The sequence below is a fragment of the Alkalihalobacterium chitinilyticum genome (assembly GCF_029028005.1).
Lineage (GTDB): Bacteria > Bacillota > Bacilli > Bacillales > Bacillaceae_F > Alkalihalobacterium > Alkalihalobacterium chitinilyticum.
Genome location: NZ_JAOTPO010000002.1, coordinates 392223 through 405607, shown reverse-complemented (window position 1 = coordinate 405607; position 13385 = coordinate 392223). Strand labels below are relative to the sequence as shown.

General features: G+C 38.1%; 16 protein-coding genes. 6 read left to right on the top strand and 10 right to left on the bottom strand.

Annotation, left to right across the window (positions count from 1 at the left end; all coding sequences use genetic code 11):
- Window positions 1–49: 49 nt before the first annotated feature.
- The 6 genes from N7Z68_RS04620 to N7Z68_RS04595 all read right to left on the bottom strand — a co-directional run bounded on the left by N7Z68_RS04620 (window position 50) and on the right by N7Z68_RS04595 (window position 5919).
- Window positions 50–1015, bottom strand: coding sequence for a dTDP-glucose 4,6-dehydratase (locus tag N7Z68_RS04620; RefSeq protein ID WP_373323101.1), 966 nt, complete (start codon window positions 1013–1015; stop codon window positions 50–52).
- Window positions 1016–1123: 108 nt separating this feature from the next.
- Complete coding sequence (locus tag N7Z68_RS04615; protein ID WP_275117288.1) at window positions 1124–1477, bottom strand: DUF1360 domain-containing protein; 354 nt, start codon at window positions 1475–1477, stop codon at window positions 1124–1126.
- Window positions 1478–2070: 593 nt separating this feature from the next.
- Window positions 2071–2220: a hypothetical protein gene (locus N7Z68_RS04610; RefSeq protein WP_275117287.1), complete on the bottom strand. Its 150-nt coding sequence runs from the start codon at window positions 2218–2220 to the stop codon at window positions 2071–2073.
- A gap of 330 nt (window positions 2221–2550) precedes the next feature.
- Window positions 2551–3330, bottom strand: a complete 780-nt coding sequence (gene fabI / locus N7Z68_RS04605) for an enoyl-ACP reductase FabI (protein ID WP_275117286.1) — start codon at window positions 3328–3330, stop codon at window positions 2551–2553.
- A 157-nt stretch (window positions 3331–3487) separates the two neighbouring features.
- A complete protein-coding gene (locus tag N7Z68_RS04600) occupies window positions 3488–3637 on the bottom strand; it encodes a hypothetical protein (RefSeq protein ID WP_275117285.1) in 150 nt (49 codons plus the stop codon).
- Window positions 3638–3849: 212 nt separating this feature from the next.
- Complete coding sequence (locus N7Z68_RS04595) at window positions 3850–5919, bottom strand: cation:proton antiporter (RefSeq protein ID WP_275117284.1); 2070 nt, start codon at window positions 5917–5919, stop codon at window positions 3850–3852.
- Between the two features lie 175 nt (window positions 5920–6094).
- Between N7Z68_RS04595 and prpE the strand changes: the two genes are divergently transcribed.
- Window positions 6095–6844 carry a bis(5'-nucleosyl)-tetraphosphatase PrpE gene (prpE, locus tag N7Z68_RS04590; RefSeq protein WP_275117283.1) on the top strand — a complete coding sequence of 250 codons (750 nt, stop codon included), beginning with the start codon at window positions 6095–6097 and terminating at the stop codon, window positions 6842–6844.
- Window positions 6845–6864: 20 nt separating this feature from the next.
- Entirely contained in the window at window positions 6865–7305 is a 441-nt protein-coding gene (locus tag N7Z68_RS04585; protein WP_275117282.1) for a hypothetical protein, read from the top strand.
- Window positions 7306–7517: 212 nt separating this feature from the next.
- Here the strand turns inward: N7Z68_RS04585 and N7Z68_RS04580 are convergent, their stop codons facing one another.
- Genes N7Z68_RS04580 through N7Z68_RS04565 form a run of 4 tightly spaced genes read right to left on the bottom strand, consistent with a single transcriptional unit; the run spans window position 7518 to window position 10299 of the window.
- Entirely contained in the window at window positions 7518–8408 is an 891-nt protein-coding gene (locus tag N7Z68_RS04580; protein WP_275117281.1) for an RluA family pseudouridine synthase, read from the bottom strand.
- A 6-nt stretch (window positions 8409–8414) separates the two neighbouring features.
- Window positions 8415–9209, bottom strand: coding sequence for an NAD kinase (locus tag N7Z68_RS04575; RefSeq protein ID WP_275117280.1), 795 nt, complete (start codon window positions 9207–9209; stop codon window positions 8415–8417).
- A 28-nt stretch (window positions 9210–9237) separates the two neighbouring features.
- Window positions 9238–9867, bottom strand: coding sequence for a GTP diphosphokinase (yjbM, locus tag N7Z68_RS04570; RefSeq protein ID WP_275117279.1), 630 nt, complete (start codon window positions 9865–9867; stop codon window positions 9238–9240).
- A gap of 51 nt (window positions 9868–9918) precedes the next feature.
- On the bottom strand, window positions 9919–10299 hold the full coding sequence (locus N7Z68_RS04565) for a UPF0738 family protein (RefSeq protein WP_275117278.1): 381 nt from the start codon (window positions 10297–10299) through the stop codon (window positions 9919–9921).
- 198 nt (window positions 10300–10497) lie between these two features.
- Between N7Z68_RS04565 and N7Z68_RS04560 the strand changes: the two genes are divergently transcribed.
- The 4 genes from N7Z68_RS04560 to N7Z68_RS04545 all read left to right on the top strand — a co-directional run bounded on the left by N7Z68_RS04560 (window position 10498) and on the right by N7Z68_RS04545 (window position 13353).
- Window positions 10498–11085, top strand: coding sequence for a CYTH domain-containing protein (locus N7Z68_RS04560; protein ID WP_275117277.1), 588 nt, complete (start codon window positions 10498–10500; stop codon window positions 11083–11085).
- Window positions 11086–11175: 90 nt separating this feature from the next.
- Window positions 11176–11832, top strand: coding sequence for a lytic transglycosylase domain-containing protein (locus N7Z68_RS04555; RefSeq protein ID WP_275117276.1), 657 nt, complete (start codon window positions 11176–11178; stop codon window positions 11830–11832).
- Window positions 11833–12014: 182 nt separating this feature from the next.
- Window positions 12015–12404, top strand: coding sequence for a globin domain-containing protein (locus N7Z68_RS04550; protein ID WP_275117275.1), 390 nt, complete (start codon window positions 12015–12017; stop codon window positions 12402–12404).
- Between the two features lie 16 nt (window positions 12405–12420).
- Window positions 12421–13353, top strand: coding sequence for a ClpXP adapter SpxH family protein (locus N7Z68_RS04545; RefSeq protein WP_275117274.1), 933 nt, complete (start codon window positions 12421–12423; stop codon window positions 13351–13353).
- The last annotated feature ends 32 nt before the right edge of the window (window positions 13354–13385 follow it).

The following is a 13385-nucleotide window of genomic DNA, read 5'->3' as shown; positions in this document are numbered from 1 at the left end:
CTTTCGCTTTTCTTTTACTGATAATAGGCATTGCCAGCTACTAGGAATATTAAGTTTGTTGAAGTTGTTTTGATGTGTACCACTCGATGGTCTTTACTAAGCCATTATAAAAAGACATTTCTGGTTTCCAGCTTAATGTAAAGTTTGCCTTCTCCCAATTCAAGGCATAACGCCGGTCGCCTTCTTCACGATCCTCTACGTGTCGTATCAACTGGTGACTTTTATTCATATAATCGAGGATGAGTTTTACGACATCCAAAGTGGAGCGCTCCCGTCCACCGCTAATGTTGTAGACTTCTCCTAATTTTCCATGTTCTAGAACTGTATGAATCGCTCTACAATGATCCTTTACAAATATCCAATCACGAACATGTTCACCATCACCATATACCGGGATTTCTTTTTCCTCTAATGCATTTAAAATAACGGTTGGAATTAATTTTTGTTTTTGTTGGTATGGTCCATAATTATTACTGCACCGTGTGATAATCGCAGGTATTTGGTAAGCATTTATATACGAACGTACTATCATTTCACCGCTTACTTTACTTTCTACGTAACTATTATTAGGATTGATCACCGTTTCTTCTGTACTAGGACGCTCTTTTTCTTCTAGTCCACCATAAACTTTTCCCGTTGAAACATAAATGAACTTCCCAGCGTAACCTTGCCTTACCTTCTCTAATAAGTTCATCGTACCTAACACATTTACGTCATAATATTCGATAGGTGAGTACTTTTTTTCATTTACGTCTGTTAGGGCTGCAAAGTGAATGATTACGTCATATTGACGATCAAAAACCTCATTTAATTGGTCTTGATTACGTAAGTCTAATAGATAAAACCTATAATAAGGTGATTTTGAAAATTGCATAAGGGCTTCTGGATTGGCTGAATGTGTGAGAGAGTCAATATTGGTTATGTGGTAGGATGTATGGTCAAGAAGGTATTGTATGAAGTTAGCCCCAATAAAACCTGCACCACCAGTTACTAATACTTCCTTTCTCACCTTCATTCCCTCCATATTTTTGACGTTTTAAGCTTTTTCCTTTAAACCTCAGTATGCTATGCTGTCAACCATTGAATATTAATTAAACAGAAGTCATGCCTAGCGTGATTATAACTATGAATGCATGATCTTTTGGACAATGGCTTCAATTACAGAGCCGGCCCCAGCGATCGCCAAGATGATAACGACTGGGAGAAACACAATTGGAAAATAGATAAATCCAAAATATAGAAGTGCTGCTGTCCAAATTCCTGTGCACCAATAACAAGCGATTAATTCACCGATAAACTTTCTGATCCCGCTACCTTTTACTTCTAGAAAAGATGCTGTCGTTCCATCTGGTAATGTTTCTGTTGTGATTTTGTGAAATGGTTTTCTAAACGGTGCCATTATTTCATCCAATACAATTAAGTGTGCTAAACGAAAAGATGCTACCAGTAACAAAATGAATTCAAAAGGACTTATCATTTTCATCCATCCTTGTAGTTAATCTGCTAACAAAATATGTACTTAATCTAAATATGTGCCTAGCCACATTATGTTTTTGTATGGAAATCTCCGTTACTCACGCGATGCTAAAGATTTTTTTTCAGCTCGTCCTTAGAGATATATGCACACTTTACATATGGAGCAAGAGAATAAATTTAGCCAGTATTAGAAGTAGCCTCTTCTTAGCGGAAGAGGCTGTTTCTAATTGTATCGGCCGCATTCTGTGCTATTGGTTAACGCTTCCTCCCTTCCTCCTAGTTTTTCCCTCTACTGCTCACGATCCACGGCTTTTCATTCACGCGTTCTCCTAGTTTTTTCCTCTACTGCTCACGATTCCGCGCTTTTCGTTCATGCTTTCTCCTAATTTTTCCCTTTACCGCTCACGATCCACAGCCTTTCGTTCACGCTTTCTCCTAATTTTTCCCTCTACCGCTCACGATCCACGGCCTTTCGTTCACGATTTCTCCTAATTTTTCCCTCTACTGCTCACGATTCACGGCTTTTCGTTCACGCTTTCTCCTAATTTTTCCCTCTACCGCTCACGATTCCGCGCGTTTCGTTCACGCTTCCTCCTAATTTTTCCCTCTACTGCTCACGATTCTGCGCCTTTCGTTCACGATTTCTCCTAATTTTTCCCGCTGTCGCTCACGATCCACGGCTTTTCGTTCACGATTTCTCCTAATTTTCCCTCTACTGCTTACGATTCCGCGCTTCCTGTTCACGCTTCCTCCTAATTTTTCCCTCTACTGCTCACGATCCACGGCTTTTCGTTCACGCTTTCTCCTAATTTTTCCCTCTACTGCTCACGATTCCGCGCCTTTCGTTCACGATTTCTCCTAATTTTTCCCTCTAACGCTCACCATTCCATTATTTCGCTTAATAATTCCTCTCAGCTTTTTCCTAAATGCGCGGCCAATCGTTAAAACACAAAAGGCCGACTCGAGCCAGTCACTAAATGTAACCTTCGAGTCAGCCTCTAATAAAGTGCCTAACGAAAAACATACAGAAAACAAAATGAGAAGAGGAACTTCAACTAAGTTCCTCTCCTTCCTTTATGATAACGCTAAGATATTATATCCGCAGTCTACGTGGATCATCTCACCAGTAATCCCACGGGCTAAGTCACTCATTAAGAATAGTGCAGTATCTCCAACTTCTTCTTGTGTTGTTGTACGGCGAAGCGGTGCACGTTCTTCAATTTCTTTTAGAACATCATTAAAGCCAGAAATTCCTTTGGCTGCTAATGTACGAATTGGGCCTGCAGAAATCGAGTTAACGCGGATACCGTCTTTCCCTAAGTCATTGGCTAAATATTTTACACTTGCATCCAATGACGCTTTGGCAACGCCCATCACATTATAGTTCTTCACGACACGTTCTCCACCTAAGTAAGTAAGAGTTACAATACTTCCGCCTTCTGTCATTAATGGACGCGCTGCTTTTGCAACCGCTGTTAAAGAATATGAGCTAATATTTTGCGCGAGTAAGAACCCATCACGAGTTGTATTTAAATATTCGCCGTCCAGCTCATCTTTATTTGCAAATCCAATACAATGAGCCAGTCCATGAATGACTCCTACTTGTTCCTTTATGCTGGCAAACGTTTTATCAATTTCCTCATCATTTGTTACGTCACACGGGAGAACTAAATAATCATCGCGCTCTAACGTTGCTGCTAAATCACGAACGTTCTTTTCCAAGCGTTCCCCAGCGTAAGTAAAAATTAAACGGGCTCCAGCTTTTGATAGCGATTGAGAAATCCCCCAAGCGATACTTCGTTTATTCGCAACCCCCATAATGACGTATGTACGACCTTCTAATGATAAATTCATATTTTCCAATCCCCTCCTACTATATTAGAACTATTTAATAGTAACTTCCTCAAATAATGTATACTTACTATTAGTACTAGGTACCAATAGTATAAGTATATCACGTTTTTCAGATGTTGGTACAGGTTTCCCTGTTAATATTCTTCATCAATCGGTATTACCCTTTTTTTGTCATAATATTCCGTTTAATAAAATGACAGTTTTCACATTCAAAAATGACATTTTGGTTCGATTGGGCTGTTAATAAGTGATTTAATGGTTTTTCAAGTTTACATTTAGGACAAATGACGGTTGGTTCCATCTCCATATGCTTTTCCCTCTTTTCTGTAAATGTTTGGTATTATTATCACCAACAAAAAACCTCCTAATAATAGGAGGTTTAAAAATTGTTGTTGTTTTCATATACTTTGTTGCTTTTGGACCGTTTCAAAAGCTTCACGCAAATCGTCAAGGGCCAAGCCCCCGCTTAGCTTAAGGTCATAAAACAAGAGTATCCATCTATGAGAAAAGATCCGAAAATTAATCATCAAATTCCCTTCTCGGAAGTAGAGTTCTTGGTACATCCGTTCCTCTTGAACCACGTAAATCTACTTTATCTCGTTCTGGCGGGAATAAAATAATAAAGCTTTCAGGGATAGACTTCGCTAAGATTCTTGGGATTTCTTCTAACTTTGGATGCCACGCAATCGTTCCTCTTCTAGCACTTAATACAACGACTAAGTCATCTTTTTTGAGCATTAATAGATAATTATCAATCAACTCATTCCAAGTCTTTACGTTCGCAAATTTCATGGAAACATCCGGTTTCATTTGTTCAAATGATTTCTTGTAGTACTTACTATCATCTTTAATGATTAGAACTGATAATTTGGCACCAATGTTATTGGCCATTTCTTTAATTGTCTTTACACCCTCATAATACCCTGATTTATGATCGACACCCGAAGGCAGAATAAGTACGATGCGTTTCGTCGTATTTAATGGATGGCCAAGCATAGATACTAAAACCATCTCATTGGTCAGATTGAGTAACTGATCGAGTACCCCACCAAAAATTTTCTGGGGCGTTGATAACTTACCATTCCAACCGATAACAATCTTTGTAATTCTCGTTTCTTCTATCGCTCTAATTATTCCTGAAGATACGTTTGGATCAACACGTGTTAACAAATGGACGGGAATGTTGGCTCCCGACGCATAAGTCAGTGCTTTGCCTAACATTTTTTCAGCTTCAGCTACTTTTTCTGCCGATCGACCATTTTGTTCCCTAGCAACCGTTAACGGATAGATCGGTTCTGTACTATTTCCTCGAAGACTAAATGATAAATTCAATAAATTTTCTACTGAATTTGGATTGGCCAATGGAACTAAAATACGGTCTGGTGCACTACTCGGTTCATACGGTTGTTGTTCTTCTAATAACGCCAGTCTCCGTCCATACTTTTCAACGGTATACGGTCCAACCATGCAAGTCACAAGGATCATCACAATTACACCATTGACTGTCGCTTGATCAAATAAGCCTAAGTCAAAGCCGACTAGGGTTGCTGCAAGGGTTGCTGCCGCTTGCGGAACAGATAAACCGAACATTAGTCGTACTTCATCTTTTGAATATTTGTAGAGTTTTCCACTTACCCATGCTGCTAAAAACTTACCCAGTTGCACAAACAAAACAATAGCAGCTGCCAAGATCCAAGCACTAGGTTCACTCAATAGTACTCTTATATCCATCAGCATACCGACAGATAATAAGAAGAAAGGAATAAAGATCGCGTTACCAACAAATTTAATCCGGTTCATTAACGGACTATGTTCTAATATAAAACGGTTCAACGCTAATCCAGCTAGGAACGCACCAATGATTGGTTCTAACCCGGCTACCGTTGCGAAAAAAGCTGTCACAAACAAAACGGCCATGACAAAAATATAATCCAACGTGCCTTCACTGCTCATCGAACGGAAAAAGTAACGTGCCAGCGTTGGGATAATGAGGAATACAATCCCAACATAAAGGACTAATGACAAGATCATCGTAAACCAGAAGGCTAGATTTAATTCCCCTTCCATCGACGCTGCTATGATCGCGAGAATAAGTAACGCTGACGTATCAGTCATAATCGTTCCACCGACAGTCGTTGTTACACTTTTATTTTTTGATATCCCTAGGCGACTAGCAATCGGGTATGCGAGTAAAGTGTGCGAGCCTAACAAAGAACCTAATAAAATCGCTGCTGGAACTGAGTATTGAAGCAATAATCCTAGAGACGTCCCAAAAATAAATGGTATAGTGAACGAGAGTGAACCGAACACAATACTTCGTTGACGATATTTTTTGAAGCCTTCTAAATCAATTTCTAGTCCTGCGATAAAAATAATATATAAAAGTCCAACAGTTCCTAATAATATAATTGTCGGGTCACGATCAAGAATGCCCAAACCTTTAGGTCCAATAATGACACCTGCAAAGATTAACCCAATAAGACCAGGTACTTTTATTCTCGCCATTATTATGGGAGCTAACAGGAATACTACCATAGCAATTGCAAAGATTAAGACTGGATTTGATATTGGATTTTCTAAAATATTCATGGCTCCCTCCTTTTTAATCGATTGTTTTCATATGTAATGTTCCATGTTCAATCAATGGTACAAAAACCAACTAATATAGGACACCATATTCCCCTCATTTTATGGGTATTTGGCTTGTACTATGCAGAAGAACAAGTTTTTATAATACTATACTTTTACATTGGAGGAAACTATTATGTCTATAGATATTATTGGTGATATTCATGGTTGTTATGATGAATTCGTCCAACTAACTGAAAAGCTTGGCTATGAGTGGCAAGAGGGCATTCCGCTTCATCCAAACCGGAGAAAGCTTGCTTTTGTTGGCGATTTAACAGATCGAGGGCCTTATTCTATTAAAGTCATAGAAGTCGTTTATGAGCTCGTTAACCGACAGCTTGCTCATTATGTACCTGGAAACCACTGTGATAAACTTTATCGTTATTTTCTTGGTCGGAATGTCCAAACGACTCACGGTTTAGAAACGACAGTCGCAGAACTTGAACAGTTATCTCGCAAAGATTATAATTCAATAAGCTCGAAGTTTCGGAAACTCGTCGAAAACTCTGACTTGTATGCTGTATTAGATGAAGGAAGGCTCGTGATTGCTCATGCTGGTATTAGACAGGATTACATAGGCAGACAGGATAAAAAAGTAAAAACGTTTGTCCTATATGGAGATATTACGGGCGAAAAACATCCGGATGGTTCACCTGTAAGAAGAGATTGGGCAAAGAAATACTCAGGTGAAGCTTGGGTTGTGTACGGGCACACGCCAGTTGCCGAACCACGATTTATTCATCATACCGTAAATATTGATACCGGTTGTGTTTTCGGTGGAAAACTAACGGCACTGCGTTACCCTGAATTAGAAACCATTTCTGTTCCTTCAACAATGCCTTACGTTGGAGAGAAATTCCGAAAGTTTGACGATACAATTGAGTAATTTTAAGAAGGTGAAAAATAATGCATTTTTTAAAACTAATCCTCCTTTCTTTAACACTTTTTGTCCTTGCGAGTTGTGGTCCCCAATTAGAAATTCAAGGGGATATGGAACAAAGCAGAATCATTATGGATGAGGACAGAAACTTGCTGACTTTCTACGTCCGCCTTGAAAATACGAGTAACTTATCTTCTCCTAATTTATTTGCGAAGTTTGAATTACTAAACGAAGAATTAGTTGAAGCATTTGGACAAGAAACACTTGTCTTTGTTAATGAAAGTCAAGTTCCAGAAGCCTTTAAAATTGGAGCAAACAGCGGTTTTTTTATTGGGGAATCATTTGAAGTAGAACAAACCTTTGCTGAAGAAGAGTTAACAGAAGCTGTCGAAGTTGTTATTTTTGATGAAGCGGGCGATGATATCACTCGATTTACAATCACAAATGTTGAACTAGAAACCAATTAATTTTTCTAGTAAGTGTTCAAAAAGGAGGACAAAAAGATCCGAAAAGTTCGAGGAAGCGCAGTCTCTGAGCACTGGAGCGTATGGTGTTAATACGTGAAGCGTGGAAGAGCAAGCTGACAAAGAAATTTGACAGAGATTTTTCCCGGACTTTTTGAACATCCTCTATAAAAGCAGCCTCACCTACTCATTGAATTATGAGAAGGTGAGGTTTTTTATTCAATCCAATTCTTCATATCAGGTGGTAGTGGCGCTTCTAAACTGACTTTTTCCAATGTAAGAGGATGTAAAAAAGAACAGTAAAAGCTATGCAACGCTTGTCTTTCGATTTTTGTACGTTCACCGCCGTATAAGTCGTCACCAATTAATGGATGTCCCAGATTTGAAAAGTGAACGCGTATTTGGTGAGTTCTCCCTGTTTCCAGTTTAACTCGGACTACTGTTTCCTCAGCAGTTCGTGAAAGAACTCGGAAATGGGTAATAGCCTTTTGTCCATCTGAACGGACTTCTCTTTCGATAATACTATCCGTTTTCCTACCGATCGGTGCGTTTATCGTTCCTTTTTGAGTCGTGATGATCCCATGTGTTATCGCTATGTATTCTCTATGGATCCCGCCATTTTGTTGTTCTTTTGCCATTAAGTCATGGGCAAAGCGGTGTTTAGCAATCACAACAATCCCCGAAGTATCTTTATCGAGCCGGTTGACGGCATGAAACGTTGACGAAATCCCATGTTGATCATAATAATATAAGACCGCATTTGCCAGTGTCCCGCTTACATGATCTCTTGAAGGGATTGTCGGCATACCAGCTGGCTTATTCACGACTAGAAGATGCGCATCTTCATATAAGATATCAAGACCTATCTTCTCCGGAACAATACTGCCGCTTCTCACTTCGGCTGGAAAAATAATTTCTACTTCATCATTCATTTGCAATGTTTTCCGAACGGTAGCAAATTCTCCATTGACAAAAATGGAGCCTCCAGCAAATTTTATATCCGCTAAGGCTCGTTTTGACAATTTTTTTTCTTCTTTTAAAAATTCCCGTAACAGTTTCCCGTCCCAATCGTCTCCGACAAGCCATTGAAGTTGTAATCCAGTCATGACTTTTTAGTCTCCAATGAACGATTCTCTTACACGCTTCCAAAATGGAAATGGACGGAACCTTGCAAACTTTATTTTTTCTTCAGCAACCCGGCATTGTATCGACTTCACCTTTTGATGGCTCCACGAGAAATGATCGATTGTAATTTGCAGTTTCACATAGTTTTGAGGTTTTAAAAGACACGTATGGTGCTGTGGTAAAACGAGCGGTGACCCCACCGTTCGGTAGACTCTATTATTAATAGAAGCCATTTCAGCTAATTGAATGCATGCAAGTGAGGGATGCAATATTGCCCCGCCTAGTGCTTTATTGTATGCTGTACTGCCAGATGGTGTAGAAATACACAGTCCATCGCCGCGAAACGTTTCAAACTTTTCACCTTTAATTTCAACGTTACAAACGAGCGACTCTTCGGGACTTTTCACAGTACATTCATTAAGTGCAAGCAAACGCTCAGATTTATTTTCTCCGTAATGCCTTAAAACAACTTCTAACAGAGGATACTCCACAATTTGAAAAGGTGTTTTCGCAATATGGATAACTAATTTTTCTACTTCTTCCGGCATCCAATCCGCATAAAAGCCTAAATGCCCCGTATGAATTCCAACAAACGATGTATCTTCTAACCGATGTTTATATGTATGGAAAGCATGAAGTAAGGTACCGTCCCCGCCGACCGTAATGACAATCTCTGGGTTTTCATCATCAAAAGTTAATCCAAACTCTACTAGATAGGTTTTAATTCTTTGTTGAAGCGCATTAGATACGTTATCCCCTCTAGAAGTCACGGTAAATTTCATAACATCAGACTCCATCTTTAAAGATTTATTAATTACTAACTCGATCATGTTTCTTAGAAAAAATTCTCTGTGCTTCTTGAACTTCTTCACGGATTTCCGACATTTCTTCATCTAATAGGAATGCCGCTTCAGCAGCACGCTGTAATCTTTGTTTAATGTCTTCTGGAATTTCCCCGCTGTATTTATAATTTAACGAATGTTCAATTGTAGCCCAGAAGTTCATAGCAAGTGTCCTGATTTGTAATTCGACATAAATTTGTTTTTTTCCTGCGATCGTTTCTACGGGATACTTTAATACCATATGATAAGATCTATAGCCACTGTCTTTTTTCTGATGTATGTAGTCACGTTCTTCTAAGATTTCAAAATCTGTACGACGTCGAATGAAATCAATAATAGTATTAATATCTTCTACAAACTGACAAACAATACGAATTCCGGCCAAGTCTTGCATGTCTTCTTCAATCCGTGTAAGTGGCATATTTTTACGTTTGGCTTTATCAATAATACTTGCAACAGGCTTTACCCTGCCCGTTACAAATTCAATAGGTGTATGTTTAGATGATTTTTGATATTGTTCACGAATACCTTTAAATTTTATCTTTAATTCTTCAACGGCTTGCTTATATGGGATCAAAAATGTGTCCCAATTGTACATGCAACCACCAACCTATCTTCAATAATCAACCACTTATTAAAGCTATGTTGATTATTTTGTAATAATTCTTCCAACAGCTTCTACCATTTTATCGCCATAATTACTGTTGTCTTGAATATTTTCCAACAGGTATTGAAACTCATCTTTAAAGGAATTACAGTGCAGCTCTTCGTCTGGAAGTAATTCGATATACACGTTTTCTTTTTCCTTCAGTTCTGAATATAACTCAGTCCATAAAAATTCTGGAATACTTACATGACGATACCGTTGATCATCTTCTAAAAGGTAAATGAATGACAATTGGTCTGAATCTGCTAACATTCTTCCAGCAGCCTTTAATGTTGAAGCTTCTTCTTTTAACAAAGGTTGCGAGGTATGTAAAATTATTTTATCCTCTTTTGTTGAAACTTGGTTTATTTCTATAGGTTTCATACTCGGGACCTCCTAATACCACTTATTATTACGTAACTATCTTACCATAAGTTACACATTGACAAGAATATAAATCCATTACGTCACCACATTGTTCCTTATTACCATCTATGACATAATGAGGGGGTGTAAATACCAATTAAATTCTTTTATACTGCAACCTAATATATAAAACTTAAATAGTAAGGAGTTAGATTAATGACTCGGGAAATAGAAATTGAAGCAAAAAACCTCTTAACTAAAGATGAACTTCATCGTTTACAACGCTACTTTTCAATAAAGGACAATCAGTTTGTCTCGCAAACTAATCATTATTTTGAAACCAATGATTTCGCTTTAAAGGGAAAAAAATCAGCATTGCGTATTCGCGAAAAAAATGGACAGTATGTTATGACCTTAAAGCAGCCGAATGAAGTAGGTTTAATGGAAACTAATCAAAGTGTTTCGAAAGAAGAAGCCGACCGGATGATTGAAACAGGTAAGCTTCCTGAAGGTGAAGTGAAAGAGGATATTATAGCATTAAATGTTCCCCTTGATCCATTTACTTGTTTAGGATCACTCACTACTTCCCGAGCTGAGGTCTCTTATAAAAACCAATTAGTTGTTCTGGATATTAGTCAATATTTCGATATGATGGACTATGAACTCGAAATTGAAGGAACAAGTATAGAAGCCGTCAATTCTTTGTTTGAAAGACTACTGCAACAACACGATATACCAAAAAGACCAACGAAAAATAAAATTATACGATTTTTTGAAAGAAAACAGGAGCTACAAAGCTTCTAATTATATGATATCCAAAAATCGGATATTGTCTATTTTTGTAGTGTACTATAAACTAGATTTTAGTATTCTATTCAGTCCGAGGTGCCGTATATGAACATTATGATGTTCCAACAAATTTCAGAAATGAATGCAATTAGACAATTTAGAGGACCAAGTTCCGCAACTGGTAATTCCCCTTTTCAATCTTTATTTTCAGAATTCATACAAGAAGAAATGGGTAAAATGAAAATCAAATTAAATCAAAATCAACGGAATATGGATCTGTTTTTACATCCGATGGCCAAATTAGACATGCCAAAGTTTGAACCACAACATCCCGTATCAACTGAAGCTGTTAAACCGTTAAAGGAAACGGGAAATTCACGTGTTGATAATTATAAACAGTGGATTAACGAAGCTGCGCAAAAATATAACCTAGATCCTAAGCTCATTGTTGCTGTCATTAAGCATGAGTCTAACTTTAACTCAAATGCAACGAGTCGTGCTGGAGCTGGCGGACTAATGCAACTTATGCCTGCAACTGCAAGATCATTAGGTGTGACCAACGTTTATGATCCGCAGCAAAATATCGAAGGCGGTGCTAAATATTTACGGCAAATGCTAAACCGCTATAATGGAGATACTCGTCTAGCGTTAGCCGCATATAATGCTGGTCCTGGAAACGTAGATAAATATGGCGGTATTCCACCATTTAGAGAAACACAAAATTATGTACCAAAAGTAATGAATACTTTCTTAAATGCTTAAATGAATACAGTAGGAATTTAAATTGCTTGGAAAATTAATTTTCAGGCATTTTTTTATGGTTAAAAACCCCATAGTTACAACATGATAGAATTCCAAATCAGATTATTTGATGTTCGTACACACCATTGCTAAAATGGGTTTAAGTAATTAGTTACTAAAACAGCCTCTTAAAGGAGATTACTATGTCAGAACATCAAACACCATATGACGCAATAGGTGGCGCTGAGCTTTTAAGCAAACTAGTGGATACCTTTTATGATAAAGTAAGCCGACATCCTGAGCTTGCACCGATTTTTCCAGATGATTTAACAGAAACGGCAAGAAAACAAAAACAATTTTTAACACAGTTTCTTGGAGGACCAACGTTATACTCTGATGAACATGGCCACCCTATGTTAAGAGCCAGACATATGCCTTTTAAAATTACTCCAACTGGTGCTTCCGCTTGGTTAGCTTGCATGAAAGAAGCGATGGACGAAGTTGGTTTAGATGGACCCGTCCGAGAGCAAATCTTTAGTCGTCTTACCTTTACAGCACATCATATGGTTAATCATCCGCACGATACGGAATAGGAAGGGAGGACTCTCAATGACTTCAAAAGAAAATCAGACTAGCTGTGATCATATTCGAGGCTTTTGTGGTCCTATTGAAGAACCATCCGTATCCCAAGAATCGAACCCTTGCAAGAAAAAGCCGTTAGAAATCTATATATTTATTGATCCATTATGTCCTCAATGTTGGGCTTTTGAACCGCTATTAAAAAAGATGCAAGTTGAATATGGAAAGTACTTTAAAATACGGTATTTTGTTGCCGGCTCACTTGAACTTTGGAATAAGAAACAATCCAAAATAGAGGAAACAAAAATATTAGAGGAAATTGCAAATATATGGGAAAAAACTGCAAGCCGTACCGGCATGAGTTGTGATGGAGATGTGTGGTTTGAAGACCCAATCACTTCCCCTTACACGGCTTCAATTGCAATAAAAGCTGCAGAAATGCAAGGTCAATTTGCAGGGCTCAAATTCCTAAGAAAATTAAGAGAATTTCTATTTTTGAGTAAACGGAACATTACTAAAGAAGAGGTCTTAATTGAATGTGCTGAGTCGGCTGGATTAGATGTTGATGAGTTTATTCGTGATCTACATTCAGAAGGCGCAGTAAAAGCTCTTCAATGTGATGTAAAAATGACAAAAGAGCTTGGGGTAGATTACTCTCCTACCTTTGTCTTTTTTAATGACAACATTGAGGAAGAAGGATTAAAAGTAACAGGGTTCTACCCGTATGAAGTTTATGTTGAAATTATTGAACAGCTACTCGGTTTTTTACCAGAACCTTCCACATCGACTTCACTGGAAGAATTCTTATCTTGCTATAATTTCGTTGCAACTAAAGAAGTAGCCGTTGTCTTTAATATTTCAATGCAGGAAGCTGAAAAACAGCTCAAGCGATTAATGTTAAAACAGCAAGTCGAACGAGTGCCTGTGAAGTATGGTACTTTCTGGAGATACATTGCGGATTAGATATGACAAACAAAAGTAACTTATCGTGAAAA

Excerpts from the sequence above, each read along its gene's own strand:
- N7Z68_RS04575 (WP_275117280.1), bottom strand. The coding sequence starts at position 9,209 with ATGAAATTTACCGTGACTTCTAGAGGGGATAACGTATCTAATGCGCTT.
- N7Z68_RS04580 (WP_275117281.1), bottom strand. The coding sequence starts at position 8,408 with ATGACTGGATTACAACTTCAATGGCTTGTCGGAGACGATTGGGACGGG.
- N7Z68_RS04600 (WP_275117285.1), bottom strand. The coding sequence starts at position 3,637 with ATGGAGATGGAACCAACCGTCATTTGTCCTAAATGTAAACTTGAAAAA.
- N7Z68_RS04560 (WP_275117277.1), top strand. The coding sequence starts at position 10,498 with ATGACTCGGGAAATAGAAATTGAAGCAAAAAACCTCTTAACTAAAGAT.
- N7Z68_RS04555 (WP_275117276.1), top strand. The coding sequence starts at position 11,176 with ATGAACATTATGATGTTCCAACAAATTTCAGAAATGAATGCAATTAGA.
- prpE (WP_275117283.1), top strand. The coding sequence starts at position 6,095 with ATGTCTATAGATATTATTGGTGATATTCATGGTTGTTATGATGAATTC.
- N7Z68_RS04585 (WP_275117282.1), top strand. The coding sequence starts at position 6,865 with ATGCATTTTTTAAAACTAATCCTCCTTTCTTTAACACTTTTTGTCCTT.
- N7Z68_RS04615 (WP_275117288.1), bottom strand. The coding sequence starts at position 1,477 with ATGATAAGTCCTTTTGAATTCATTTTGTTACTGGTAGCATCTTTTCGT.
- N7Z68_RS04545 (WP_275117274.1), top strand. The coding sequence starts at position 12,421 with ATGACTTCAAAAGAAAATCAGACTAGCTGTGATCATATTCGAGGCTTT.
- yjbM (WP_275117279.1), bottom strand. The coding sequence starts at position 9,867 with ATGTACAATTGGGACACATTTTTGATCCCATATAAGCAAGCCGTTGAA.
- N7Z68_RS04595 (WP_275117284.1), bottom strand. The coding sequence starts at position 5,919 with ATGAATATTTTAGAAAATCCAATATCAAATCCAGTCTTAATCTTTGCA.
- N7Z68_RS04550 (WP_275117275.1), top strand. The coding sequence starts at position 12,015 with ATGTCAGAACATCAAACACCATATGACGCAATAGGTGGCGCTGAGCTT.
- N7Z68_RS04620 (WP_373323101.1), bottom strand. The coding sequence starts at position 1,015 with ATGAAGGTGAGAAAGGAAGTATTAGTAACTGGTGGTGCAGGTTTTATT.
- fabI (WP_275117286.1), bottom strand. The coding sequence starts at position 3,330 with ATGAATTTATCATTAGAAGGTCGTACATACGTCATTATGGGGGTTGCG.
- N7Z68_RS04565 (WP_275117278.1), bottom strand. The coding sequence starts at position 10,299 with ATGAAACCTATAGAAATAAACCAAGTTTCAACAAAAGAGGATAAAATA.